At 27.3% G+C, this 25,253-nt stretch carries 25 protein-coding genes and 1 tRNA gene; 17 read left to right on the forward strand and 9 right to left on the reverse strand.

The window, feature by feature from the left end; genetic code table 11:
- Positions 1 to 21: 21 nt before the first annotated feature.
- The 6 genes from lexA to AMN83_RS02565 form a co-directional block, all read right to left on the reverse strand.
- Complete coding sequence (gene lexA / locus AMN83_RS02540; protein ID WP_075504136.1) at positions 22 to 699, reverse strand: transcriptional repressor LexA; 678 nt, start codon at positions 697 to 699, stop codon at positions 22 to 24.
- Between the two features lie 89 nt (positions 700 to 788).
- Positions 789 to 1,580 (reverse strand): indole-3-glycerol phosphate synthase TrpC, encoded by a 792-nt coding sequence (locus AMN83_RS02545; RefSeq protein ID WP_075504137.1) that lies wholly within the window; start codon positions 1,578 to 1,580, stop codon positions 789 to 791.
- Positions 1,573 to 2,565: an anthranilate phosphoribosyltransferase gene (gene trpD, locus AMN83_RS02550; RefSeq protein ID WP_075504138.1), complete on the reverse strand. Its 993-nt coding sequence runs from the start codon at positions 2,563 to 2,565 to the stop codon at positions 1,573 to 1,575. Before trpD ends, AMN83_RS02545 begins: the two co-directional genes overlap by 8 nt.
- A 4-nt stretch (positions 2,566 to 2,569) precedes the next feature.
- Positions 2,570 to 3,136, reverse strand: a complete 567-nt coding sequence (locus AMN83_RS02555; RefSeq protein ID WP_075504179.1) for an anthranilate synthase component II — start codon at positions 3,134 to 3,136, stop codon at positions 2,570 to 2,572.
- Positions 3,136 to 4,593 carry an anthranilate synthase component I gene (gene trpE / locus AMN83_RS02560; protein WP_082255106.1) on the reverse strand — a complete coding sequence of 486 codons (1,458 nt, stop codon included), beginning with the start codon at positions 4,591 to 4,593 and terminating at the stop codon, positions 3,136 to 3,138. Before trpE ends, AMN83_RS02555 begins: the two co-directional genes overlap by 1 nt.
- Positions 4,593 to 6,011, reverse strand: a complete 1,419-nt coding sequence (locus AMN83_RS02565; RefSeq protein ID WP_075504140.1) for a SurA N-terminal domain-containing protein — start codon at positions 6,009 to 6,011, stop codon at positions 4,593 to 4,595. Before AMN83_RS02565 ends, trpE begins: the two co-directional genes overlap by 1 nt.
- A 56-nt stretch (positions 6,012 to 6,067) precedes the next feature.
- On the opposite strand from AMN83_RS02565, the gene tpiA reads away from it, so the two are divergent.
- From tpiA to AMN83_RS02605, 8 genes are read left to right on the forward strand one after another with little or no spacing between them, the layout of a single operon-like run.
- Complete coding sequence (tpiA, locus tag AMN83_RS02570; protein ID WP_075504141.1) at positions 6,068 to 6,808, forward strand: triose-phosphate isomerase; 741 nt, start codon at positions 6,068 to 6,070, stop codon at positions 6,806 to 6,808.
- A gap of 6 nt (positions 6,809 to 6,814) precedes the next feature.
- Complete coding sequence (gene secG, locus AMN83_RS02575; RefSeq protein WP_075504142.1) at positions 6,815 to 7,114, forward strand: preprotein translocase subunit SecG; 300 nt, start codon at positions 6,815 to 6,817, stop codon at positions 7,112 to 7,114.
- A 44-nt stretch (positions 7,115 to 7,158) separates the two neighbouring features.
- Complete coding sequence (locus AMN83_RS02580; protein WP_075504143.1) at positions 7,159 to 8,775, forward strand: CTP synthase; 1,617 nt, start codon at positions 7,159 to 7,161, stop codon at positions 8,773 to 8,775.
- On the forward strand, positions 8,772 to 9,596 hold the full coding sequence (gene kdsA / locus AMN83_RS02585; protein ID WP_075504144.1) for a 3-deoxy-8-phosphooctulonate synthase: 825 nt from the start codon (positions 8,772 to 8,774) through the stop codon (positions 9,594 to 9,596). The genes AMN83_RS02580 and kdsA overlap by 4 nt, the downstream gene beginning before the upstream one ends.
- The gene (gene eno, locus AMN83_RS02590; protein WP_075504145.1) at positions 9,596 to 10,852 is read left to right on the forward strand and encodes a phosphopyruvate hydratase; all 1,257 of its coding nucleotides are present in this window, start codon (positions 9,596 to 9,598) and stop codon (positions 10,850 to 10,852) included. The genes kdsA and eno overlap by 1 nt, the downstream gene beginning before the upstream one ends.
- Positions 10,852 to 11,154, forward strand: coding sequence for an FtsB family cell division protein (locus AMN83_RS02595; protein WP_075504146.1), 303 nt, complete (start codon positions 10,852 to 10,854; stop codon positions 11,152 to 11,154). The genes eno and AMN83_RS02595 overlap by 1 nt, the downstream gene beginning before the upstream one ends.
- A complete protein-coding gene (gene lipA / locus AMN83_RS02600; RefSeq protein ID WP_075504147.1) occupies positions 11,144 to 12,064 on the forward strand; it encodes a lipoyl synthase in 921 nt (306 codons plus the stop codon). The genes AMN83_RS02595 and lipA overlap by 11 nt, the downstream gene beginning before the upstream one ends.
- Positions 12,064 to 12,519: a type II toxin-antitoxin system RatA family toxin gene (locus AMN83_RS02605; protein WP_075504148.1), complete on the forward strand. Its 456-nt coding sequence runs from the start codon at positions 12,064 to 12,066 to the stop codon at positions 12,517 to 12,519. The genes lipA and AMN83_RS02605 overlap by 1 nt, the downstream gene beginning before the upstream one ends.
- On the opposite strand, the gene AMN83_RS02610 is transcribed toward AMN83_RS02605, so the two are convergent.
- Genes AMN83_RS02610 through ispF form a run of 3 tightly spaced genes read right to left on the reverse strand, consistent with a single transcriptional unit; the run spans position 12,512 to position 14,564 of the window.
- On the reverse strand, positions 12,512 to 12,976 hold the full coding sequence (locus AMN83_RS02610; RefSeq protein ID WP_256998061.1) for a CinA family protein: 465 nt from the start codon (positions 12,974 to 12,976) through the stop codon (positions 12,512 to 12,514). The two genes, AMN83_RS02605 and AMN83_RS02610, sit on opposite strands and share 8 nt — an antisense overlap.
- The gene (locus tag AMN83_RS02615) at positions 12,976 to 13,467 is read right to left on the reverse strand and encodes a phosphatidylglycerophosphatase A family protein (protein ID WP_075504150.1); all 492 of its coding nucleotides are present in this window, start codon (positions 13,465 to 13,467) and stop codon (positions 12,976 to 12,978) included. The genes AMN83_RS02610 and AMN83_RS02615 overlap by 1 nt, the downstream gene beginning before the upstream one ends.
- Positions 13,464 to 14,564, reverse strand: coding sequence for a 2-C-methyl-D-erythritol 2,4-cyclodiphosphate synthase (gene ispF, locus AMN83_RS02620; RefSeq protein ID WP_075504151.1), 1,101 nt, complete (start codon positions 14,562 to 14,564; stop codon positions 13,464 to 13,466). The genes AMN83_RS02615 and ispF overlap by 4 nt, the downstream gene beginning before the upstream one ends.
- Before the next feature lie 24 nt (positions 14,565 to 14,588).
- Between ispF and AMN83_RS02625 the strand changes: the two genes are divergently transcribed.
- From AMN83_RS02625 to AMN83_RS02665, 9 genes are all read left to right on the forward strand, one after another.
- Complete coding sequence (locus AMN83_RS02625) at positions 14,589 to 16,376, forward strand: sensor histidine kinase NtrY-like (RefSeq protein WP_075504152.1); 1,788 nt, start codon at positions 14,589 to 14,591, stop codon at positions 16,374 to 16,376.
- Positions 16,373 to 17,728, forward strand: coding sequence for a sigma-54-dependent transcriptional regulator (locus AMN83_RS02630; RefSeq protein ID WP_075504153.1), 1,356 nt, complete (start codon positions 16,373 to 16,375; stop codon positions 17,726 to 17,728). The genes AMN83_RS02625 and AMN83_RS02630 overlap by 4 nt, the downstream gene beginning before the upstream one ends.
- On the forward strand, positions 17,729 to 19,120 hold the full coding sequence (gene trkA, locus AMN83_RS02635) for a Trk system potassium transporter TrkA (protein ID WP_075504154.1): 1,392 nt from the start codon (positions 17,729 to 17,731) through the stop codon (positions 19,118 to 19,120).
- 238 nt (positions 19,121 to 19,358) lie between these two features.
- The gene (locus AMN83_RS02640) at positions 19,359 to 20,531 is read left to right on the forward strand and encodes a TrkH family potassium uptake protein (RefSeq protein WP_256998062.1); all 1,173 of its coding nucleotides are present in this window, start codon (positions 19,359 to 19,361) and stop codon (positions 20,529 to 20,531) included.
- A gap of 28 nt (positions 20,532 to 20,559) precedes the next feature.
- Positions 20,560 to 20,636: transfer RNA gene (locus AMN83_RS02645), tRNA-Arg, on the forward strand.
- Between the two features lie 177 nt (positions 20,637 to 20,813).
- On the forward strand, positions 20,814 to 21,854 hold the full coding sequence (locus tag AMN83_RS02650) for an amino acid ABC transporter substrate-binding protein (protein ID WP_075504156.1): 1,041 nt from the start codon (positions 20,814 to 20,816) through the stop codon (positions 21,852 to 21,854).
- A 72-nt stretch (positions 21,855 to 21,926) separates the two neighbouring features.
- Entirely contained in the window at positions 21,927 to 23,072 is a 1,146-nt protein-coding gene (locus tag AMN83_RS02655) for an amino acid ABC transporter permease (RefSeq protein ID WP_075504157.1), read from the forward strand.
- Complete coding sequence (locus AMN83_RS02660) at positions 23,072 to 24,514, forward strand: amino acid ABC transporter permease (RefSeq protein ID WP_075504158.1); 1,443 nt, start codon at positions 23,072 to 23,074, stop codon at positions 24,512 to 24,514. The genes AMN83_RS02655 and AMN83_RS02660 overlap by 1 nt, the downstream gene beginning before the upstream one ends.
- On the forward strand, positions 24,514 to 25,248 hold the full coding sequence (locus AMN83_RS02665; RefSeq protein WP_075504159.1) for an amino acid ABC transporter ATP-binding protein: 735 nt from the start codon (positions 24,514 to 24,516) through the stop codon (positions 25,246 to 25,248). Before AMN83_RS02660 ends, AMN83_RS02665 begins: the two co-directional genes overlap by 1 nt.
- Positions 25,249 to 25,253: the final 5 nt, after the last annotated feature.

Raw genomic sequence — 25,253 nt, forward strand, 5'->3', positions numbered from 1 at the left:
AATGTTGTTTAGACTATTTTTTTAGAAGTTTCTATATAAAGATACTAAAACTCCTTGAACTTTTACTCTATCAGGTCCAAAAATCTTAGTTTCATAGTTTCTATTAGCACTTTCAAGCGCTACAACTTTACCTTTTTTCCGAATTCTTTTTAACATCGCTTCATGCTCATCTATTAAAGCAACTACGATTTTACCATTATCAGCAGTATCAGTTCTTTTAATAATAACAGTATCTCCTTCATGAATACCTGCGTCTATCATAGAGTCACCTTGAACTTTTAATCCAAAGTAATCACCGTTTTTTTCTAAATTATTTGGTAGTGGAATTCTAGAAACCTCATTTTGTATTGCTTCAACAGGTGTTCCTGCAGCAATTTTTCCAAGTACTGGTACTTCTACTTCATCAGAATCGGTTTGTTCTTCATCTAGTCCACCTTTAATGACACTAGGTGAAAAGCTATTATAAATATCGTTGGCAGAAGCTGTCTCTGGTAATTTAATAACCTCTAAAGCTCTTGCTTTGTGAGCTAATCTTTTAATAAAACCTCTTTCTTCTAAAGCACTGATCAATCTATGAATACCTGATTTAGATTTTAAATTAAGAGACTGTTTCATCTCTTCGTATGAAGGAGACACACCAGAACTTCTCAACTTCTTGTTGATAAATAAAAGTAGGTTTTTTTGTTTTTTTGTTAGCATAAGAACAAATATCGTACAAATAATGTTCTATAAAAGTTCTTTTAAATTAACAATACTAAAAAAAATTAGCAAAATAGGGCTTTATTTGACTATAAAACTGAAAAAATAGAATTTTTATCTAAGTTTTTCAAAAGTGATTCACCAATTAAAAAAGTGTTAATTGATGTTTTGTTATTTAGTTCTAATAGTTCATCTTTGTTCTTAATTCCACTTTCAGATATTAAAGGACCTTTGTGACTTTTTACTACATCATAAATATCATAAGTTGTATTTATATCAGTTTTAAGTGTTTTTAAATTTCTATTGTTTATTCCAATTAATGCATCTTTAAAATTTAATGCTTTTTTAGCTTCTTCTACTGTATGAACTTCAACAATAACTGACATATTATATTTCATAGCTTCATCATATAATTCAGAAGCAAGATCATCCGAAACCCCAGCCAAAATAATTAAAATAGCATCAGCGCCATAACTTTTTGCCAAAGGTATTTGAAATTTATCGATAAAAAAATCCTTACACAATATAGGTAAATTTATTTTATCTTTTATTTTGCTTATGTGAATTAAATTTCCTAAAAAATAATCTTCTTCTGTTAAAACTGAAAGGCAAGTTGCTTTATTATTTAAATAAATCTGAGCAATATCAACAGGATTATAATCATCAATTATTATACCTGCTGAAGGACTTGCTTTTTTAATTTCAGCAATAATTGAAGTTTTACTATTTTTTATATTATTTTCTATTTTCTCTTTAAAATTTATATAGCTATTATTTTTATCTATTAACTCATTTAAAACATTAAGATCTAAAGTTTTTTTTAATTTATCAACTTTTTCAATTTTTTTTTGAATGATATTTTGAAGTATATTTTCAGACATTTTGAATCTTTTCTAGATGTAAAAAAGTTTTTCCAGAAAGAATAAATTCTCTTGCGTGAGCGTAAGCTTCAGAAAATTCAGAAAATTTTTCTCCAACAATTAAACCTGCTGCAGCATTTAAACAAACTGCTTTTGAAAAATCATTATCTTCACCTTTAAATATTTCAATCATCTTATCAGCATTAAATTTAGCATCATCACCCACTAAATTTTTAAAATTATCTGCATTGACCCCTAAAGCATTTGGATCTATTTTTATTTCAGAAATTTGACCATCTTTTAATTGGGTAACATTAGTGATTGCATAAGGAGATATTTCATCTAATCCATCCTCACTCTTTACTATCCAAGCAAATTTTAAATTTAAATTTTTAAGTCCTTCTGCAAATACTTTTAATAATTTTTTATCAAACACACCTATAACTTGTCTCTCTACAAGAGCCGGATTACTTAATGGACCAATCATATTAAAAATAGTTCTTTTTCCAATTTTCTTTCTTACAGGTCCTACAAATTTCATTGCACTATGATAATTTGGTGCAAACATAAAACCAAAATTATTGATATTAATTTCTTTTTCAATATCCTCAGGTTCTAAATCAATTTTAATTTTAAGAGCTTCTAAAACATCACCAGACCCACATTTTGAAGAAACAGCTTTATTGCCATGTTTAGCAACTTTTGTGCCCATGCTAGCTAAAAGTAGGGCAGAAGCAGTTGAAATGTTAAGTGTATTCATACCATCACCGCCAGTCCCACAAGTATCAATACAATCACTTACATTTACTCTTTTTGACTTTTCTCTAAGAACAAAAACTCCACCCGATATTTCATCTGAAACTTCACCTTTTTTAGATAGCAAAGTTAAAAAGTCAAAAATTTCATCATCACTGGCTTTTCCAGTCATTAATATTTCAAAAGCAGTTTTACTTTCTTCAAAAGTTAAATGTTGTTTATTTTTAAGTTTTTCTAAAATTTGTTTCATAAATTTAATTGTTAATAAAGTTTTTAAGAATTTTCATTCCAAACTTAGTTTTAATACTTTCAGGATGGAATTGTACACCATGAATATTAAATTTGTTATGTTGAACACCCATTATAATTCCATCTTCTGTCTCTGCTGTAATCTCTAGCTCTTTTGATAACGTTTTTTTATCAATTACCAAACTATGGTATCTGGTAGCTTCAAATGTATTTGGGAGGTTTTTTAAAATACCGATTTTTTTGGATTTAATTTTGCTTGTTTTACCGTGCATTAACTTTCTTGCTTGGACAATCTTTGATCCAAAAACTTGTCCAATTATTTGATGACCCAAACATACTCCTAGAAAAGGTAATTCTTTATATAATGATTTCAATATTTTAATACAATTGCCAGATTGATTTGGGTTACCCGGTCCTGGTGAAATAACAATTTTATCATATTTCTTTTTAATGATTTCTTTAGAATTAATTTTATCATTTCTAACTACATCAACTTTAACATTTAATGATGAGATGTAGTGATACAAATTAAAAGTAAAACTATCGTAATTATCTATTAACAATACTTTCATCATCTTAAAGCATTAATTAAAGCTTTTGCTTTATTAACTGTTTCCTCATATTCATTTTTAGGTTTACTATCTGCAACTATACCTGCACCTGCTTGCACATAAAATTTTTTATTTTTAGCAACTGCAGTTCTTAAAGCTATGCATGTATCAAATTCCCCATTTGCAGCAAAATATCCAATTCCACCTGCGTAAACTTTTCTTTTTGATGTTTCTAATTCATCTATAATTTCCATAGCTCTAATTTTTGGAGCTCCAGAAACAGTACCTGCTGGAAAACCAGCTAAGAGTGATTTAAATTTTGAAAATTTTTTATTATATTCCCCAACTACATTTGAAACTATATGCATTACATGAGAATATCTCTCAATAATGAAACTTTCTGTAACTTTTACCGAATTTATCTTTGAGACTTTACCAGCATCATTTCTACCCAAATCAAGTAACATTAAATGCTCTGAAAGTTCTTTTTTATCTTCAAGTAGATCTCTTTCATAAAAAAGATCTTCTTTTTTAGTTTTGCCACGTGGTCTAGTACCTGCAATTGGTCTTACAGTAATTTTATTATCCCTAAGTCTCACTAGTATTTCAGGACTTGCGCCAATTATTTGAAAATCCTCAAAGTTGAAGAAAAACATAAAAGGAGAGGGGTTTGTTACTCTTAGTTTTTTATAAATATCTAATGGTTTTTTTGTTAATTTTGCCTCAAATCTTTGGCTTAAAACAACCTGAAAAATATCTCCTAATTTAATATATTTTTTTGCCTTATTAACCATTGATAAAAATTTATTTTTTGAAGTGTTAGATTTCACTTTTATATTTTTTGATTTTTGAATTACTTTTTTATCAATATTTTTAATTGATGACTGAATGAGTAATTTAAACAAATCAGATTTAACTTCTTCATATTTATTTTGATAGTTTTTAATTTTTTCATCTTTAAAAATATTAGATATGTAAAAAATTTCTTTTTTTAAATTATCATGAATGACTAAAGTTCTTGGACGAAGAAGCCTTACATCGGGTAAATTAAGATCATTTTTACAATTATTAGGAATTTTTTCTATGTATCTGATTGAATCATAAGAAAAATACCCAGAGACTAATGAGCAAATGTTAGGTAAATTTTTGGGAATTTCAAACTTGAAATCTTCAATTATTTTTTCAATTAATTTATCTGGTTTATCATTTAATTTTCTTTTTTTATTTGTTTGAATTAGATAAGAATTATTATTATTAAATTCCCAAATTTTATCAGGATTTTTACCAAATATTGTATATCTACCTTTGATTTTACCTTTTTCTACAGACTCAAATATAAAACTATTTTTTTCCTCTAGGAAATTGTCTATTAGGTTTAATACTTCCTCATCATTTTTTACTTTTTTTTTAGTGAAGATAATTTGATTTTTTTTGCTTCTGTGTCGAAACTTAAAATCTTTGAAGCTTCGATTAATTATCATTTGAAGTAATTTTTAAGTCGATCAATAGTTTTTTGATTTAATTGGACTTGATATTTAGTATTTAGTAATTGATCATACGATTGTAAGATACTTTTTCTGTTATTAGTATTTTGTGTATTTACAAATTTGATGTATTTCTCATCTGTTTTGTTAAATGAGTTTTTATTTGATCCAGTAATTTTGACTAAAAAAATATTTTGTTCTTTATTTACTAATGCAAAAGAGTTTTCTGGCATCGCATAAAGCATTTTAACTGAATTAATATCAAAGATATTATTATCTTCTATAGAGTTGATTGAAGAGTATTTTTTATTATATCCAGCAAGTTCCTCAAATTTTGAATTATCAAATTTTTTATCCTGAATTTCTTCGATGATTTTTCTATTGTAATCAAATTTACCTTTTTGATATATTAACTCTACAATTTCTCTTTTAATGATTTCATCATTTAAATTTGGAGCTCGATCATATTGATTATCAATATTATAAAGTAGAAAGTTATCACCACTCTCTATCAAGTCTATTTTAGATGTTTTCTTAGAATAAATTAAATCTTCATTAATCTGTTTACTGGAGCTAGGTACAAACTGATTTACCTCAATAATTTCAACATTTATTCCTTTTAATATAGTTTCAAATGTAATTCCTTGAGAAATTTTGTTCTCAATTGAATCAATTTCATCAAAAAATTCTTGATTGAATTCTTGAATTCCAATTAGATTTTTTGGATTTAAAATCACATACTTAAAATCTATATATTCTCTTTTTAATTGATCTTTGTTTTCATCAATAAATACTTCGATTTCATTATCTGTATAATCTTCCTTAGTTTTATAAAGGGTTTCCATATCAAAATACTCGATATCTAAAGATTTATTATTTTCCTCAAAGTTATTTTCTATCAAAAAATTTGGGGTTATTGTTCCTGCTCCAATAAAATCAAATAAGTGTTTCTGCAATTCTCTATTTTTTAATTGTAACTCAAACATTGCAGCTGACATGTTGTTTGATAGTAAAAATTTTTCATATTTAATTCTTTGAAAAGCACCATTTTCATCATGGAAATTTTTATTTCTTTTAATATTTTTAAGTATGGTTCTTTCGTTTATTGAAAGGTCAAAGTCATTAATTTCTAAATCAATCAATTTAGTTGAAATTAACCCTGATAATAGTTCTTCAATAATATTATTGTCTAAGTTATCCCTAATAACTTCTTGTGAAATTCCACTTTGATTCACATAGTCAATAAAATCTTGAGTTGTTACATTTGTTTTATTTATTTTTGCAATATTGTTTTGATTATTTGTGCTAAATCCACCACCAAAACCACCAAAGATAAAAGCGAAAGCAACAACGGCCATCACTAAAAATCCTCCAGTTTTTTTCCATCCTAATTCTTTTAGTTTTTCTATCATTGCTTTATAAATTTATTGATCTGTAAAAAACAAATCTATAGATTAAAAAGTCAATTATGACAAATAAATATATGTATTTTGTAGCTAATTGGAAAATGTTTGGGGATTTAAGAACTCTAAATTCACTTGATAAAGTAATAAAGTTTTCAAAAAATAACAAAAAAAATAAATTTAAAATAGTTTATTGCCCACCTAATACATTAATTCGTCCATTATCAAGAAGACTTAAAAAAACAAATATTGAGGTTGGTGCTCAAAACTGTCATTACAGCTATGACTATGGTGCTTACACAGGACAAGTAAATTCTAATATGCTTAAAAATGTTGGAGCAAAGTATGTTATTTTAGGACACTCAGAAAACAGGCAGTTAGGAGAAACAGACAATATAATTAATTTAAAAATTAAAAGTGCAATCAAATCAGGTTTAAAAATCATTTTTTGTATTGGCGAAACTTTGAAAGAAAGAAGACAAAAAAAAACCAATCAAATTTTAAAAAGACAAATTAAAAAAGGATTAAAATCGATAAAGAATAAATCTAAAATTATTGTAGCTTATGAACCAGTTTGGTCTATCGGAACAGGTGTAATTCCAAAAGAAGCTGATTTAAATAAAACTATTTCATTTATTAAAAGTAGATTTGTAAAAATATATCCTAAAATTTTATATGGTGGATCTGTAAATACTAATAATGCAAGCATATTAAAAAAAGTTCCCAACATTGACGGTTTTTTGATAGGAGGCGCATCACAAATTCCAAAAAAATTTATTGATATAATTCAAAAAACGATTAATTAAACCATCATGGAAACTTTATTACTTGTAATTAACATCATACTTGCTGTCATTTTAGTTCTTTTGGTTTTGTTGCAAAAATCAGAAGGAGGTGCTCTTGGTATTGGAGTTTCGCAAGAAAATTTTATGTTATCTAGATCAGCAGGCAGCTTCATGACAAAAGCCACTGCAATCATAGCAACGCTATTTATTATTTGTAGTTTAGCCTTAACAATAATATCTAGAGCAGAACTTACTCCTACGGGGTCGGTATTGGATACAGTTGAGGAAAAAACTGAAGACACGCCTTCAATTCCAGAAAATAATTAATTAATCCTTTTCAATTCATTTTTTATTCGCTATAAGATACTTCCATGGCGCGATATATATTTGTCACTGGCGGCGTGGTTTCATCCCTTGGTAAAGGTCTCTCTTCTGCATCGCTTGCTTATTTGTTACAATCAAGAGGTTACAAAGTTCGTTTAAGAAAATTAGATCCTTATTTAAATGTGGATCCAGGAACAATGAGCCCGTTTCAACATGGAGAAGTTTTTGTAACAGATGATGGTGCTGAAACAGATTTGGATTTAGGTCACTATGAAAGATTTTCAGGAGTAACTGCAAAGAAAACTGATAATATTACGACAGGAAAAATCTATAGTGATGTCCTAAAGAAAGAAAGAAAAGGTCAGTATTTAGGTAAAACAGTTCAAGTTATTCCTCATATCACAGACAGAATTAAAGAATTTATAAAACACGATACATCTAAAGAAGATTTTGTCATTTGTGAAATAGGAGGAATAGTAGGGGATATAGAAAGCTTACCATTTGTAGAGGCAATTAGACAATTTTCTAATGATATTGGTAAAAAAAATGCATTATTTATTCATCTAACTTTAGTTCCTTATTTAAAAGCATCGGATGAAATAAAAACAAAACCAACCCAACACTCAGTTAAAGAATTAAGAAGCATTGGTATTCAACCTGATATTATTATTTGTAGATCAGAAAGACCTATTCCTTTAGACCATAGAAAAAAAATATCTTTGTTTTGTAATGTTGATATCAAAAATGTAATTGAAACTGTTGATGTTAAAACTATTTATGAGGCACCGATTAGTTTTTTTAATCAAAAATTAGATATTCAAGTTTTAAATTATTTTAAATTAAAATCAAAAAAACCTGCAAATTTGAATCCTTGGAAAAAAATAACAAAAATTACTCTTAATACTAATAGACATGTTAACATTGCAATTATTGGAAAATACGTTGAATTAAAGGATGCTTATAAATCTTTAGATGAAGCACTTACTCATGGAGGAATATCCAATAATCTTAAAGTTAATTTGGTTAGAATAGATTCTGAAAAATTAAAAGTTTCAGAAATAAAAAATAAACTTAAAAATGTTTCAGGAATTCTAATTCCAGGTGGGTTTGGCAAAAGGGGAACTGAGGGTAAAATTGAAGCGATAAGGTATGCAAGAGTAAATAAAATTCCATTCCTTGGAATTTGTTATGGAATGCAGATGGCAATAATTGAATTTGCTAGAAATCAATTAAAGATTAAAAAAGCAACTTCTTCTGAGTTTGATAAAGGCGGTGTTCATATTATTGGCTTGATGCATGAATGGGAGAAAAGTGGCAGAAAAATTAAAGGGACAAATAAAGACTTAGGTGGCACCATGAGACTTGGTTCTTATGATGCAATCTTAAAAGATAAGTCTAAAATTAGAGATATTTATAAATCTAGAATAATCAAAGAGAGACATAGACATAGATATGAAGTGGATATTTTATATAAAGAAAAATTTGAGAAGAAAGGATTAATATTTTCAGGCTTATCTCCAGATCATAAGCTTCCAGAGATAATTGAACTTAAAAATCATCCATGGTTCATAGGAGTTCAGTTTCATCCTGAATTTAAATCTAGACCTTTGAACCCACATCCTTTATTCTCTTCTTTTATCAAAGCAGCAAAAAATCATAGATGAGTGCGATTAAAGTAAATTGTGAAAATATAGAAATTTCAAACAACAATAAGATTTGTATTATTGCAGGTCCTTGCCAGTTAGAGACAGAACAACATGCAATGGATATGGCTGGAAAAATTAAGGAAATTACTTCAAAGTTTGGCCTTGGATTTATTTACAAAACCTCATTTGATAAAGCGAACAGAACTAGTTTAAAAGGCAAAAGGGGAGCAGGGTTAGATGCATCACTTCCTGTATTTGATAAAATTAAAAAGGAATTGAATGTCCCTATTTTAACAGACATTCATAATGCTGAACAATGTGAAATTGTTTCAAAACATGTTGATGTTTTACAAATCCCAGCTTTTCTATGTCGACAAACAGACTTATTAATTGCTGCGGCTAAAACAAATAGAATTATTAATGTAAAAAAAGGTCAGTTCCTAGCACCTTGGGATATGGTGAATGTAACTAAAAAAATTTCAGACTCAGGAAATAAAAACATCCTAGTCACAGAAAGAGGTGCAAGTTTTGGATACAACACTTTAGTCTCTGACATGAGATCATTACCTATAATGGCAAAGAATGGCTATCCAGTAATTTTCGATGCAACTCATTCTGTTCAACAACCAGGTGGCCAAGGTGAATCCTCTGGTGGTCAAAGAGAATTTGTTGAATATTTAGCAAGAGCTGCAGTTGCAGTTGGAGTTGCAGGTGTATTTATTGAAACACATCAAGATCCTGATAATGCTCCATCAGATGGACCAAACATGGTACCATTGAATAAATTAGAGAATCTATTAAAACAATTACACGATATAGATAATCTAATTAAAAAATAGTGAGTAAAATTTTAAAAGTAAAAGCACGTCAAGTTTTTGACAGTAGAGGAAATCCAACAGTAGAGGCAGAGGTTTATATTAAAAATAATAGTGCATCTGCTATTTGTCCCTCAGGTGCTTCCACAGGAACTTTTGAAGCATTTGAAAAAAGAGATAAAAATAATAAACGGTATTTAGGAAAAAGTGTTTTAAGTGCAGTTAACTTGGTTAACACAAAGATTTCAAAAAAATTAAAAGGACAAAGTATCCATAATCAAGAAAGAATTGATGCTTTGTTAATTAATTTAGATGGTACAAGACAAAAAACTAATTTAGGAGCTAATGCGATGTTAGCAGTTTCTATGGCTGTAAAAAAATTGTCTGCAAAAGTAAAAAAATTACCTTTGTATAAAACTTTTTCTCAAAAAAATAACTTTCAATTACCTTATCCATTAATGAACATTATTAATGGTGGAGCGCATGCAAATAATGGTCTTAGAATTCAAGAGTTTATGATCAGGCCTGATCGTGCAAAAAGTTTTTCTGAGGCAATGCGGATTTGTTTTGTTGTCATTAAAAACTTAAGTAAATTAATTAAAGACAAAGGTTTATCAACTTCAGTAGGTGATGAAGGTGGGTTTGCACCCATGATCAGTAGTAATAATCAAGCTTTAGATTTAATTGTGAGTGCAATTAAAAAGTCAGGATTTGTTAATGGTAAAGATGTTTCTATTTGTCTTGATGTGGCTGCTAATGAATTATATAAAAAAAACAAATACTCTATTCATTCTAAAAGTTATATTTCAGTAGATAAATCCATCAAAGAATATCAAAAAATTATAAAAAAATATAAAATTAAATCTATTGAAGATCCATTTGCTGAAAATGATTGGTTATCATGGAATAAATTAATGAAATCAATAAAAAAAGTTCAGATTGTTGGAGATGATTTGTATGTAACAAATCTTGAAAGATTAAAGAAAGGTTTCTTAAATATTTCCTCAAATTCTATCTTGATCAAGCTAAATCAAATTGGCACTGTTTCAGAAACGTTAGATGTAATTAAATTTGCTCAAACAATTGGATATAAAACAATTATATCTCATCGATCAGGTGATAGTGAGGATACGTTTATTGCCGATTTAGCAGTAGGCACTAATTCAAATCAAATTAAAACTGGATCCTTAGCTAGATCTGAAAGGGTTGCAAAATATAATCAATTAATCCGTATTGAAGAAGAACTTGGAAAAAAAGCGAGGATGAATAAGATCAATTAATGCTTCGATTAATAAAAAAAAATTATTTTTTATTAATATCTGTTTTTCTTATTTTTTATTTTGGTTTTAATTTAGTGTCTGGAGAAAGAGGCCTTTTTTCGTATATAGAAAAGAAGGAACTTTTGTCTAACTTGAAAAAAGAAGAATTAACCCTAACTAATAAAATAGAAGATATGGATCATAAAAATTCACTTCTAAGTATTAATTTGGATCTTGATTATATTGAGACTTTAATTAGAGAACGATTTTTGTTTGGTAAAAAAAATGAGACTATTTATATAATTAAAAAAGATGAAAAGTAGACATCCAGAAAAAGAAAACAAACCGGTTAATCCAATTAAAAAAAAACCTGAATGGATTAGATCAAAACTTACAAATAGTAAGGAATTCTTTTTAACCAAAACAATAGTAAATAATAATAATCTTGTAACTGTTTGTCAGGAAGCAAACTGCCCTAATATAACCGAATGTTGGAGTAAGCGACATGCAACTTTTATGATTATGGGAGACACCTGTACAAGAGCTTGTGCTTTTTGTGATGTTAAAACTGGTGTACCAGGAAAATTAGATCAACTTGAACCTGTCAAGATTGCAGAAGCAGTAAAAAAATTAAATTTAAAACATGTTGTTATTACTTCAGTGGATAGAGATGATTTAGACGATGGTGGATCAGAACATTTTTTTGAAGTGATTAAACAAACTAGAGAATCAAATCCAAATACTACTATTGAAGTTCTTACACCTGATTTTTTAAGAAAAGGAGATGCATATAAAAAAGTTTTAGATGCTAAACCAGATGTTTTTAATCATAATATTGAAACTGTCCCTAGTCTTTATCTAAAAGTTCGACCGGGATCTAGATACTTTGCATCTTTAGAACTTTTGAAAAATGCAAAAAAAGTTAATAAAAATATTTTTACTAAATCAGGAATAATGGTTGGCCTAGGGGAATCAAGAGACGAAATTTTACAAGTCATGGATGATTTAAGAGCCGCAGATGTTGATTTCATAACGATCGGTCAATATTTACAACCATCACCCAAACATTATCCATTAGATCGATATTACACGCCAAAAGAGTTTGAAGATTTAGGAACAATTGCAAAAGCTAAAGGATTTTTGTTGGTGTCTTCATCCCCTCTAACTAGATCTTCATATCATGCAGATGAAGATTTTGCGAAACTTCAACAAAATAGATTAAAAAATAATTAATGCCAAAAGCATCAGTTAGGCGATTAATTGATAACAGAAAAGATAAGCTAATTGAATTTGTTTTAGATATTGAAAAATACCCAGAATTTATTCCTTTCTGTGATAATTCAAAAGTTTATAAGAGAAGTGATAACGGAGATACAATAAATATAATTGCGGATCTTACAATAGGTAAGGGACCGTTTAAAGATACATTTAAAAGTGACGTTAAATTAAATAAAAAAAATGATCATATTCATGTTGTTAATTTAGGTGGACCATTAAATCATTTAGAAAATAATTGGAAATTTATTGAGGTGGGAAATGATACTGAAGGTTATAAAACAGAGGTTTTATTTGATATTGATTTTGAAATAGAAAATAAGTTCTTAAATATTTTAATGACTAAATCTTTTCAATTTGGTTTGGAAAAGATAGCAGACGCGTTTCAAAAAAGAGCTGAAAGTATTAAATAATTTTACTGATTATCTTAATGACATTACGGACTGTTGATTTTTGAATTGAATTACGGTTTTTTGATTTAAATTTATTTTCTTTAATAAGCAGAGTTTTACCTTTTTTAATGCCAACATAAACAAGGCCAACAGGTTTTTCTTTTGATCCACCTCCTGGACCAGCAATTCCTGTTATCGAAACGCTGATTTTACTCTTTGATATTTTTGATAAATTTTGAACCATTGCCTTACAACACTCATGGCTTACCGCACCATATTTTCTGATAATATTTTTATTAACCTTTAATATCTTTATTTTTGCTTGATTAGAGTAACTGATTAGACCCATTTGAAAATATTTTGATGAATTAGCTAATTTAGTTAAATTATAGGCCAATAATCCACCCGTACATGATTCAGCTACGGATATAGTTAATCTTTTTTTAATTAATTTTTTATGCAGTAATTGAATACTCATTAGAATTTTAAACTTATTAAATATATTAATATCATTGAATATAAACCTGCCATTATATCATCCATAATTATTCCAAAATAGTTCTTATGGTTTTTATCAAAATAACTTACTGGAAAAGGTTTTAGGATGTCAAAAAATCTAAAAAAAACAAAAGATAAAATATAATAAATTTCAATGGAAATACTTATTTGATTAGTTTGATTTAAATACAATAACAAAATTAAAGGCATAGATTGCCCCAAAACTTCATCGATTACTATTTGCCTTGGGTCTTTATTTTTAAATTCAGACTCAGAATCTTTTACGGCATAAAATGAATAAAAGAATAAAAGTATAAAAAAAATAATTGAAAACTTAAGATCAGTGTAACCTAAAATTTCATAAGCAATATAAATAAAAACAGTTATTACTGCAGAAGTTACGGTTCCAGGAATTTTGGTTAAATATCCATAACCAAAGAAAGTGGATAACAAAACATTTATTTTTTTCATTGTGTAATTGAGCAAATAACTTCACATGCTATTGCTTTTTCCTTTCCAATTAACCCAAGTTTTTCTACTGTTTTACCTTTTAAGTTAATTAATTCTTTATCAATATTTAATAAATTAGATAGAGATTTGATTATTTTATACCGATACTTTGAAACTTTTGGTTGTTCACATATTAAATTTATGTCTAAATTATTTATATAAAATTCATTATTATTTAATATTTCAAGAATAGGTTTTAGCATTTTAGGGGATCTAATATTTTTATATTTATTTTGATTATCTGGGAAAAAGTTACCAATATCTTTTTTTCTCATAGCCCCAAGAAGAGAATCTATTATTGAATGAATAATTACATCTCCATCTGAATGACCTTTAAGTCCTGAGTGATAAGGAATCTTTATACCACCTAAATAAAGTTTTTTACCTTTTATTAATCTATGAATATCAAAACCAATACCAAAATAAGTTTTATTATTTTTGATATCTTCTTTAAATGTAATTTTATAATTTAAGTTTTCACCCTTAATAAATTTAATTTTTAGATTATTTTCAATAAATAATGTTGCTTCATCAGTAATTTTATTTTTTTCTTTACTTGAAAGATTATATAAATCTTTAAATTTAAAAGCTTGTGGGGTTTGAGTTAGAATTGAATTATTTCGATTTAAGTTAAAAAGTTGGTTTTTTACTTTATATTTAATTGAGTCTTTTGCATGCGTGTAAGGTATTACCGCATTATTTTTTTTAAGTGATTTAATTAGATTTTTTAAAAGCTTGATTGTGAAATTTGGTCTAGCAGCATCATGAATTAGAACATTATTAGGTTTAAATTTTTTTATATATTTTAAGGCTATTAAAGAGGAATCAGATCTTTCTTTACCACCTTTTATAATTGATATATTTTTAGGAAATTTTTCTTTAATACTTCTTTTATTATTTACGACTAATATAATTTTTTTAAACAGCTTTGATTTCATTGCTTTTTCTAAAGAATGTTTAAAAAGAGCCTTGTTTTTATAAATATTAAATTGCTTTGGTTTTTTTGAATTAAATCTTTTGCTTTGTCCTGATGCTAGTATTATAAAATAAGTATTCATTTATATGGTAGTTTTTATATTCAAATGTACGAATTTATTAAAAAAAATATATATCTAATAATATTATTTATTATCACATTATCGATAGGTTTTTTAACCTTTTTAACTTTTATAGATAAAGGATTTATTGAATTAACAGATCAAAATTTACAAATTTTATTAGTCCTAAATATTGCTCTTTTATTTGCACTTTTTGTTTTTATTTTTATTGAGATTAAGAGAGCTATAAAAAATGATATCGATAAAGATGGATTAAAATCAAATAAAAAATATATTACATACTTTGGATTATTTACACTTATACCTTCTGTATTAATATCTATTTTTTCGTTATTCTTATTTTCTTTTGCTTTAGAAAAGTATTTCGATAAAAAAGTAACCACAGTTGTCAATAATTCCTATGAGTTAGCAAGGAATTACGTAGAAGAAATCAGAAATAAAATTCAATCTGATATAGTTTTGATAGCTTTTGATACCAATAAAAGTAAAAAATTTTTAAATGATAATCAAAATGAATATAAGAGATTTTTAAATACACAAAAATTAATTCGTAATGTAGATGAAGTTCACATTATAGACATTAATAAAAAATTATTATTTACTTCATTAAATGATAGTCAGCCATACATACCACCTGTAGATAAAGCTCTAAATATGGTTTTAGATGATGATAGGCCATTAAAAATAATTAATGCTCCAAAAAATATTTCAGCAGCTATAATGAGATTGCAGAATTTTGATGATAGATTTTTGTATGTTGTAAAATATTTAGATAAAGATATTTCAAAATATTTAAATGAATCTCAAGAAGCTATAAATTTTTATTATACTGTCGAAGAAAAAAGTACAGGTATAAAAATTTCTTTTGCAATTATATATATAATAGTTGTTAGTGTTTTGTTATTTGTTTCCATATCAATAGCAATTAGATTTTCATCCAGATTCTTTAGATCAATAAATAACTTAATTTTAGCATCAGCATCGATAGGAAAGGGAAATTTTAATGCAAAAGTTCCTGAAGTGAAGACAGATAAAGATTTAGAAACTTTAAATAAAAATTTTAATTTAATGATAGATAGGTTGAAAAGTCAGCAAGAAAAACTAATTATTAATGAAAGACATGAGGCATGGGGAAGCCTGGCCAGAAAACTTGCTCATGAAATCAAAAATCCACTTACACCCATTCAATTAACTATAGATCGATTAAAAAATAAATATTCTAAAAAATTACAAGAAAGTGAAATTGAGAATTTTAAAGATAATTTAAAAATTATAAATAATCAGATAAAGCAAATTGAAAAGTTAGTTAATGAATTTTCTGATTTTGCAAGAATGCCTAAACCAATCTTTCGAGAGAATAATTTAGTAGATATAATTCACGAAAATATAAATTTGCTAAAAGAATTAGACAATACGATTAATATTATCTTTAACAAAGACTCTGATAAAATTTTAATTGATAGTGATAAAGAACAAATAAGTAGAGTGTTTTTAAATTTGATTAAAAATTCTATCGAAAGTATCAATCAAAAAGCTCAAAACAATAACAATTTCAGCAAAAAAATTGCTATTGAACTTACCGAAGATGATGGCCACATAAAAGTAATTATAGAGGATAATGGTGTTGGTTTTAGTGAATTAAAAAACAAAATTAAAGATATACTTAATCCGTATTTCACAACTAAGAAAAATGGAACTGGTTTAGGATTATCGATAGTTAATAAAATAATTAATGATCACAATGGAAAAATAGATTTTATACCAATCAATAATGGAGCAAAAATAAATATAACATTTTTAAAACAAAAATGAGCGAAGAAATTTTAATAGTAGACGATAACTCAGATATCAGAAATATAATTAATGAATTAATTATAGATGCAGGTTACAAAACTCGATTAGCAGCAAATTATAATCAAGCACTTGCTGAAATTGATAAAAAATTACCTGATGTCGCAATTCTTGATGTTAAATTGGATAAAGGGGATAATGATGGTATTGAGCTTCTTTCACATATTAAATCTAAAAATAAAGATACACCTGTTATAATTATTTCTGGACATGCGAATATCGAAATGGCTGTCAAATCATTGCAACATGGTGCTTTTGAATTTATAGAAAAACCATTTGATCAAGAAAGATTAATTAATTTTGTTAAAAGAGCAGTTGAAAACTTTAATTTAAAAAAACAAAATAGAGAATACGAAAGTAAATTATTTTCATCCTATGAATTAATAGGAAAAAGCAAAAATATAGTAAATATAAATTATCAAATTAAAAAAATATCAGTTACTGAAAGTAGGGTTTTTATAAGCGGCCCCTCAGGTTCAGGAAAAGAATTAATTGCTAGAAAAATCCACAAAGCGTCTACTAGAAGTAAAAATCCATTTATTGTCTTAAATGGTGCTTTGCTTGATATGAACAAGTATGAATTAGAATTATTTGGAGAAGAAAAGGAGAATGGTTCTATATCATACGGTGCGCTTGAAAAAGCAAACAGAGGAACACTATTAATAGATCAAGTTTCAGAAATTCCATTAGATATACAATCAAAAATATTAAGGGTATTAACAGATCAAAAATTTAAAAGAGTAAATGGTAGTAATGATGTTAGTGTAGATGTAAGATTAATTTGCTCATCAAGTAAAGACTTAAAAAAAGAAATAGAAATTGGAAATTTTAGAGAGGATTTATTTCACAGAATAAATGTTTTTGAGATAAACATTGAACCATTAAGCCAAAGAATTTCAGATATACCTTTGTTAATTAAATATTTTTCAAAAAAAATATCAGAAAATTATAAAATTAAAGAATTAGATATAGATGATAATAACAGTTACATACTTAATCATAATTGGCATGGTAATGTTAGAGAGTTAAGAAATTTAATTGAGAGAATTGCAATATTGCAACCAGATTCAAAAGATAAAATCTCAAATATTATTAAAGAATCTTTAAAAAATACAAATTTTGATGATCAATTAGCTGAAAATAGCCTTTCTGTGCCATTAAAAGAGGCTAGAGAAAAGTTTGAAAAGGAGTATTTAACTATTCAACTTAAAAAATTTAATGGAAATATTTCTAAAACGGCTAATTTTGTTGGAATGGAAAGAAGCGCATTACATAGAAAATTAAAAGGTTTGGGCATCAAAGAATTTAATTAGATGAATATAATCATTTGTGGAGCTGGAAGAGTAGGGTTCACTATAGCTAAACAGCTAAGTGAACAAGGTCATTCTATAACTGTTATTGACCCTTCTAGCGAAGATATTCAAAAAATTGATGATGCATTAGATGTTAAAGCTATAGTTGGAAAAGGAACTTATCCTTCTATACTTGAAAAAGCTAACGCAGCAGAGACTGACATGATTATAGCAGTTACTAGAAACGACGAAATTAATATGCTTATTTGCCAAATAGCATTTTCAATTTTTAAAATTCCAAAAAAAATAGCCAGAATAAGATCTCAAGATTATCTAAACCCAAAATTTACAAGAGTTTATAATAAAGAGAATCTCCCAATAGATGTGATTATTTCACCAGAGATTGAAATTGCTAAATCAATACAAAGAAAACTTGAGGCTCCAGGAGCATTAGACAGTGTTCCATTTGCTGATAATAAAATTAAATTATTGGAAATTTTAATTAACGAAAATTGTAAATTAATTAACATCAAGCTCAATGATTTAACGAAAAAACATCCTAATTTAGATGCAAATATTATTGGAATAATAAGAGATGAAAAATTTTTAATTCCAAAGAAAAATGATGATGTAAGAAAAAATGATAAAATTTATGTGATAATAAATTCATCACAAATGTCAGATACTTTAGAAGCTTTTGGACATGAAGAAAAAGTATCTAAAAATATTTTAATTGTAGGTGGTGGCAACATAGGTTTTAACTTAGCTAAAAACATTGAAGAAACTTTAGACGCAGCAAGAGTTAAAATTATTGAAAAAAACAAAGAAAGAGCTGAATTTCTTGCCAGCGAATTAAATAATACGATTGTTATTAATGGTGATGCTTTAGACGAGGAAGTATTAGCAGAAGCAAATTTACAAGAAGCCGAAACAGTTCTTGCTTTAACAAATGATGATGAGGATAATTTGATGGTAAGTGTTCTCGTTGAAAAATTTGCAAAAGACGAAAAAGATATTGATGATAAAAGAACCATGGCTTTAATTAATAAGCCCAATTATTCTTTGTTACAAAACTCTTTAAAAATTGATGATCTTATTGATCCAAGAATGAATACTGTTTCAAGTATTTTAAAGCATGTTCATAAAGGAACAATTGAGACAGCTTATACTATTATGAATGGTGAATATGAAGTAATTGAAGCTGAAATTATAGAAACTTCAGAGCTTATTAATAAAGAATTAAAAAATTCAAATTTGCCAGATGAGATAAGAATTGGCGCAATCCTAAGAGAAAATAAAGTTATTATACCTAGATCAAATTTTGTATTTCAAAAAGAGGATAAAGTTGTTTTTTTAGCAAAGAAAGATTCTATTTCAGTAGTAGAAAATATATTTAGAATAAGTTCTATTTAATTAAATGTCATTTTTTAGAGTAAAGTACTTAAGTTTCTTTTTTATATTAATATCTATTTTTTCTTTTTTAAATATTATTTATTCATATTATTTTAATTTATATCTAAATCTAAACACATATTATTTTAGCTTAATTATTTCTGCAGTAATTGGAATAATTTTTTACAAAATTAAAACTGATCCCAAAAAACCCTCAATATTTGAAAAGATATTAACCGTCCTATTGGGATATCTTTTAATGCCTATGGTTTTATCTATACCTTTTTATTTAAGTATTTATAATTTATCTTTTTTAAATTCTTTATTCGAGGCAGTTTCTGGATTTACTTCAACAGGTTTTACTATCTTTGAAAATATCAAACATGTTGATCAAGGCTTAATTTTATGGAGATCATCAATACAATGGATAGGTGGTTTGTATTTTTTATATTCTATAATTTTTTTAATTGATATTTATGATGAAAGTTTAAAAAAATCTTTAACTAATTTTTTATCTTTTAATTCAGCTGAGATTTTAAAACAATCAATTAAAATTCTTTTACTTTACACAGGATTAACTATCTCAATTTTTATTATTTTAAATATTCTTGGAATTAGATCATTTAATTCACTGAATTTAGCAATGACAGTAATTTCATCAGGTGGATTTCTGCCTTCAAATGATCTTTCGTCAATTTTAATAAACGATTTTCAAATAATTATATTTTCTTTTTTAATGCTGATTTCTTTTTTTAGTATTTTTTTTACATATAATTTAATTTTTCTAAGAAAAAAAAATTTAAATTTTTTTTATGAAGATATACATTTATTTTTATATTTTATTATAGTTGTAAGTATATTTTTTGTATTCTTTAGCTATGATACTAATTTCACATACAGTTTTTTATCTTTAGTTAGCAGCATTTCAAATATAGGTATTTCTCTTGATATTGATCAAGCTAACTTACATTTTATATATATCTTACTTGTAGTTATTGGTGGTTCCTTTTTTTCTACGAGCTCAGGTTTAAGGTTTTTAAAAATATATTCTTTAACCAAATATTCTATTAATCAAATTCTTTCTTTTAGCAGGCCAAAAAATGTATTTATGAACAAATTGGTTTTTTCTAAAATTAATTTTGATACTAAAGACATAAATAAATATTTTTTAACAATATTAATTTTTGTTATTTCACTTTTTTCTTTAACCATCTTATTGTCTTTATCTGATATTCAATTTGAATATTCTTTCAAATTAGCTATATTGACATTGATGAACACGGTTAATTCATCTGCTTATGGTCTATCGGACTTTGATTTTCAAAATTTGCACTTTTTAACTAAATATTTTCTAATATTTTTTATGATTATCGGAAGAGTTGAACTGTTATCTTTATTGCTAATTGTTAAAAAATTTCTTTTTAAAAACTAATTTAGTATTATATATATCAGTAAATTTTGCGCCCTTAGCTCAGCTGGATAGAGCATCGGTTTTCTAAACCGAGGGTCGGAGGTTCGAATCCTCCAGGGCGCGCCATATTGTCATTTTTTATTGCTATTATTAAAATTTTTGTACTTGACTAGAATTTATCTAAACAAGGTTTTACTAATTATTTTTTCTTGAAGAGTATTTTCTTACATGCTTAAATTAAGAATATTCAAAAGTAATTTTGAATTATTTGTTAACAAATAAAAATAACTAAAAGGAAGAATAATGTTTAAATACTTAAAACAATTAACTTCTTTAGTTGCTATGGTTGCAGTGTTGTTTACTTTTACAACAGAAACTATGGCTGCTAAAAAATCTAAAACACTTAAAAACACTCAAAAGAAGGGTTTTGTAAGATGTGGAGTATCTCAAGGTCTTCCAGGATTTTCTAATGCTGATGCTGCAGGAAATTGGACTGGTGTTGACGTTGATGTATGTAGAGCGGTAGCTGCTGCAGTACTAGGTGATGCAAACAAAGTTAAGTTTACACCATTAAGTGCTAAAGAAAGATTTACAGCTTTAACTTCTAATGAGATTGATATCTTATCAAGAAACACAACTTGGACTCTTTCTAGGGATGCTGACATCGGACTTACTTTCGTAGGAGTAAACTTCTATGATGGTCAAGGTTTTATGGTTAGAAAAAATTCTGGATATTCATCTGTGAATGATTTCAAAAACGGTATTTCTGCGTGTACAAACTTAGGAACAACAACTGAGCTTAATATGAGAGACTTCTTTAATTCAAAAGGAATTTCTTATGAGCCAGTAACTTTCGAAAAAGCTGACGAAGTTGTTGCTGCGTATGATGCTGGAAGATGTGATACATATACAACTGATAAATCTGGTTTAGCTGCTCAAAGAATTAAATTGAGTTCTCCGGATGACCACATAGTTTTACCTGAAACTATTTCAAAAGAGCCTTTAGGCCCTGTTGTTAGACAAGGTGATTCTGTATGGGAAGATATCGTTAGATGGTCTCTTAACACTATGATTGAAGCTGAAGAGTATGGTGTTACTTCTGCTAATGCAGACTCTATGAAAACTTCAGACAATCCAGCTGTAAAAAGATTAGTTGGTGCTGAAGGTGAATTAGGAGCTGCTTTAGGTTTAGATAATGACTGGAGTTTAAGAATTATCAAACAAGTTGGTAACTACGGTGAAAGCTACAAAAGAAACATTGCTGACACTGGAATTCTACCTGACAGAGGTCCAAATGAATTATGGACTAAAGGTGGAATACTTTATGTACCACCAGCAAGATAATTTATATCTTTAAATAAAACTTAAAAAGGGCTAGATTTTTCTAGCCCTTTTTTTTATAAGTCTTGAATTATTGTGAATATTAAAAAAATATTACCCCAATTACTTACACTTCTAGTTGTAATTCTAATATTCGGATTTTTTTCCTATAACGCTCAAGTTAATATGGAGAATAGAGGAATTACTTTTGGGTATGGTTTTTTATCCCAAGAGTCCTCTTTTGATGTACAATTTTCATTAATTGAATTTGATGGTTCTCACTCATATTTTAGAGCATATCTAGTTGGTTTATTAAATACTATTTTAGTTTCAGTTATAGGAATTATATTTGCAACTGTTATTGGAGTCGTTGTAGGAATTGCAAGATTATCAAACAACTATCTAATAAATAGAACCGCTGCAGTTTACGTAGAATTTTTTAGAAATATTCCTTTATTATTACAAATATTTTTTTGGTATTTTGCCGCTTTAAGAGCATTGCCATTGCCTCAAGATACTGAGCCTATGTTTGGGGTTTTTTTTCTAACAATAAAAGGTTTTTTTGTTCCTGCCTTTGTTTGGAATAATTTAGATATATTTATTTATTCAATAATTGCTGCAATAATTTCAATTATTTTCATCAAAATTTATGCAAGAAAAAAACAAGAGAACGAAGGTATTCAAACACCTGTTTTGTCAATTTCAATAGGACTATTAATAATTTTACCTTTATTAAGTTTTTTATTTGGTGGTGTCGATGCTTCAGTTGAAGTACCTGTGATTAAACAATTATCCCAATCTGGTTTCACTTATGAAGGAGGAATTAAGTTGCCACCTGAATTAATATCTCTGGCATTAGCTTTATCTTTGTATACAGCAACTTTTATTGCTGAATGTGTTAGAGCAGGTGTTCAAGGTGTTAGCAAAGGACAAAAAGAAGCCGCTGCTTCTATAGGATTAACTCCAAATCAAGTATTAAAACTAGTTGTGATGCCGCAAGCGTTAAGAATTATAATTCCACCAACTACAAATCAATATTTAAATTTGACAAAAAATTCATCTCTTGCAGCTGCAATTGCTTATCCTGATTTAGTTCTAGTATTTGCTGGAACTGCTTTAATGCAGACTGGTAGAGCGATAGAAATTGTTTCTATAACAATGTTAACCTATTTATCTCTGAGTATATCAATTTCAATATTTATGAACTGGTATAATAAAAAAATAGCTATTAAAGAAAAATAATGAATAAATTGAATTTTTTACAACCAGATAAAAACAATCTTAATACTTATCTATATACAGGTGTAGTTTTGGTAGCACTAAGTATATTTATAGTTTTTTTAAATTCTTTTTTTAATAAAGATATAATTTCATTTTTACCTGGATCAATTAGTTTCTTTTTACCACTAATTTTAGGGTTTATTGGACTTCATTTAATTAGAATTGATTATTCAGGCTTAAAGTTTTTAGATTCAATTAATAAAAATATTAATACTAACAATTTTAATGCTTTTTTATCATTATTAATTATATTTGTGGTTATCAAATCACTCCCACCATTATTAAGTTGGTTTATTTTAGATGCAAATATTGCAGGAGATTCAAAAGACGTATGTACAGGCAGTGGTGCTTGTTGGACCTATATTAAAATTTGGTTTAACAGATTTATGTATGGAATGTATCCAAATGCTGAACAGTGGCGTATTAACTTGTCATTTATAGCTTTAGCATTTTTAGGAACTATAGGTTTTTTTGCTACTGAAAAATTTAAAAAATATTTGACTCTTTATTATGTGGTTGTCTATCCTGTAATTGCTTTTTTCTTTATTTTCTTTTTTATATCAGGTGGTCCAATATTTTTTGATTTCTCGTATGGTATTATTGCAGCTGTAATATCAGTTATAATAGGATTTTTTATTCCTTCAAAATTTAAAATGTACTATTTTATTATAGTTCCAATTACACTTTATATATTACTAAAATATGTATTTTTTTATGAAGAGCTTATTGAACTTGGTAAATTAGAAGCATTAGAGTGGGTAGAGACAGGTGCTTGGGGAGGTTTGTCTTTAACTTTTATAGTATCATTTTTTTGTTTGATTTTCTGTTTTCCAATAGGCTTGTTTTTATCTTTGGGTAGAAGATCAGATTTTCCAATAATTAAATATTTTTCAATAGGTATGATTGAATTTTGGAGAGGTGTTCCATTGATTACAGTATTATTTATGTCCTCGGTAATGTTTCCAATGTTTTTACCTGAAGATATGTTTATAGATAAACTAGTAAGAGTAATCATTGCAATTTCATTATTTGAAGCAGCTTATGTTGCTGAAGTTATTAGAGGTGGTTTGCAAGCACTACCTAGAGGCCAATATGATGCTGCTAAATCTTTAGGAATGGGTTATTGGAAAATGCACATTTTAGTAATTTTACCTCAGGCACTTAAACTTGTAATACCTGGAATTGCCAATACCTTTTTAGCGCTTGTAAAAGATACTCCTTTAATATTTGTTGTTGGACTTTTAGAAATTGTTGGAATGCTAAATCTTGCTAAAACAAACCCAGAGTGGCTAGGTTTTGCGATGGAAGGTTATGTGTTTGCCTCAGTACTATTTTTTATTATTTGCTATGCAATGAGTAAATATAGTTATAATTTAGAACAAAAATATAAAACGGAAAGATAATGTCAGATAAAATAATTCAGATTACAGAAATGAATAAGTGGTTTGGTGATTTTCAAGTATTAAAAAATATTAATTTAGAAGTCGAGAAGAATAAAAAAATTGTTGTGTGTGGACCCTCAGGATCAGGTAAATCAACATTAATTAGATGTATAAACAGACTTGAAGAACATCAACAAGGTTCAATTATAGTAGATGGAAATGAATTAACAGAGGACACTAAAGACATAGAAAAAATTAGAGCTGAAGTTGGGATGGTGTTTCAACAATTTAATTTATTTCCTCATCTTTCTATTTTAGATAATTGCACACTGGCGCCAATTTGGGTAAAAAAAATGCCAAAAAAAGAAGCAGAGGATTTAGCTCTTCAGCACTTAGAAAAAGTACAAATTGCAGACCAAGCTAACAAATATCCAGGACAACTTTCAGGCGGTCAACAACAACGATGTGCAATCGCTAGAGCATTATGTATGGAGCCAAAAATAATGTTATTTGATGAACCAACATCAGCTCTTGACCCAGAAATGATTAAAGAAGTTTTGGATGCAATGGTTAATTTAGCAAAAGCAGGAATGACAATGATAGTTGTTACTCATGAGATGGGATTTGCTAAAGAGGTAGCTGATGAGGTTATTTTTATGGACGAAGGAATGATTGTTGAAAGAGCTGAAACTAAAGAGTTTTTTGCTAACCCTAAGAGCGATAGGACTAAGCTGTTTTTAAGTCAAATACTATAAAAATA

Origin of the sequence: Candidatus Pelagibacter communis, assembly GCF_001180025.1 — a bacterium.
Lineage (GTDB): Bacteria > Pseudomonadota > Alphaproteobacteria > Pelagibacterales > Pelagibacteraceae > Pelagibacter > Pelagibacter ubique_A.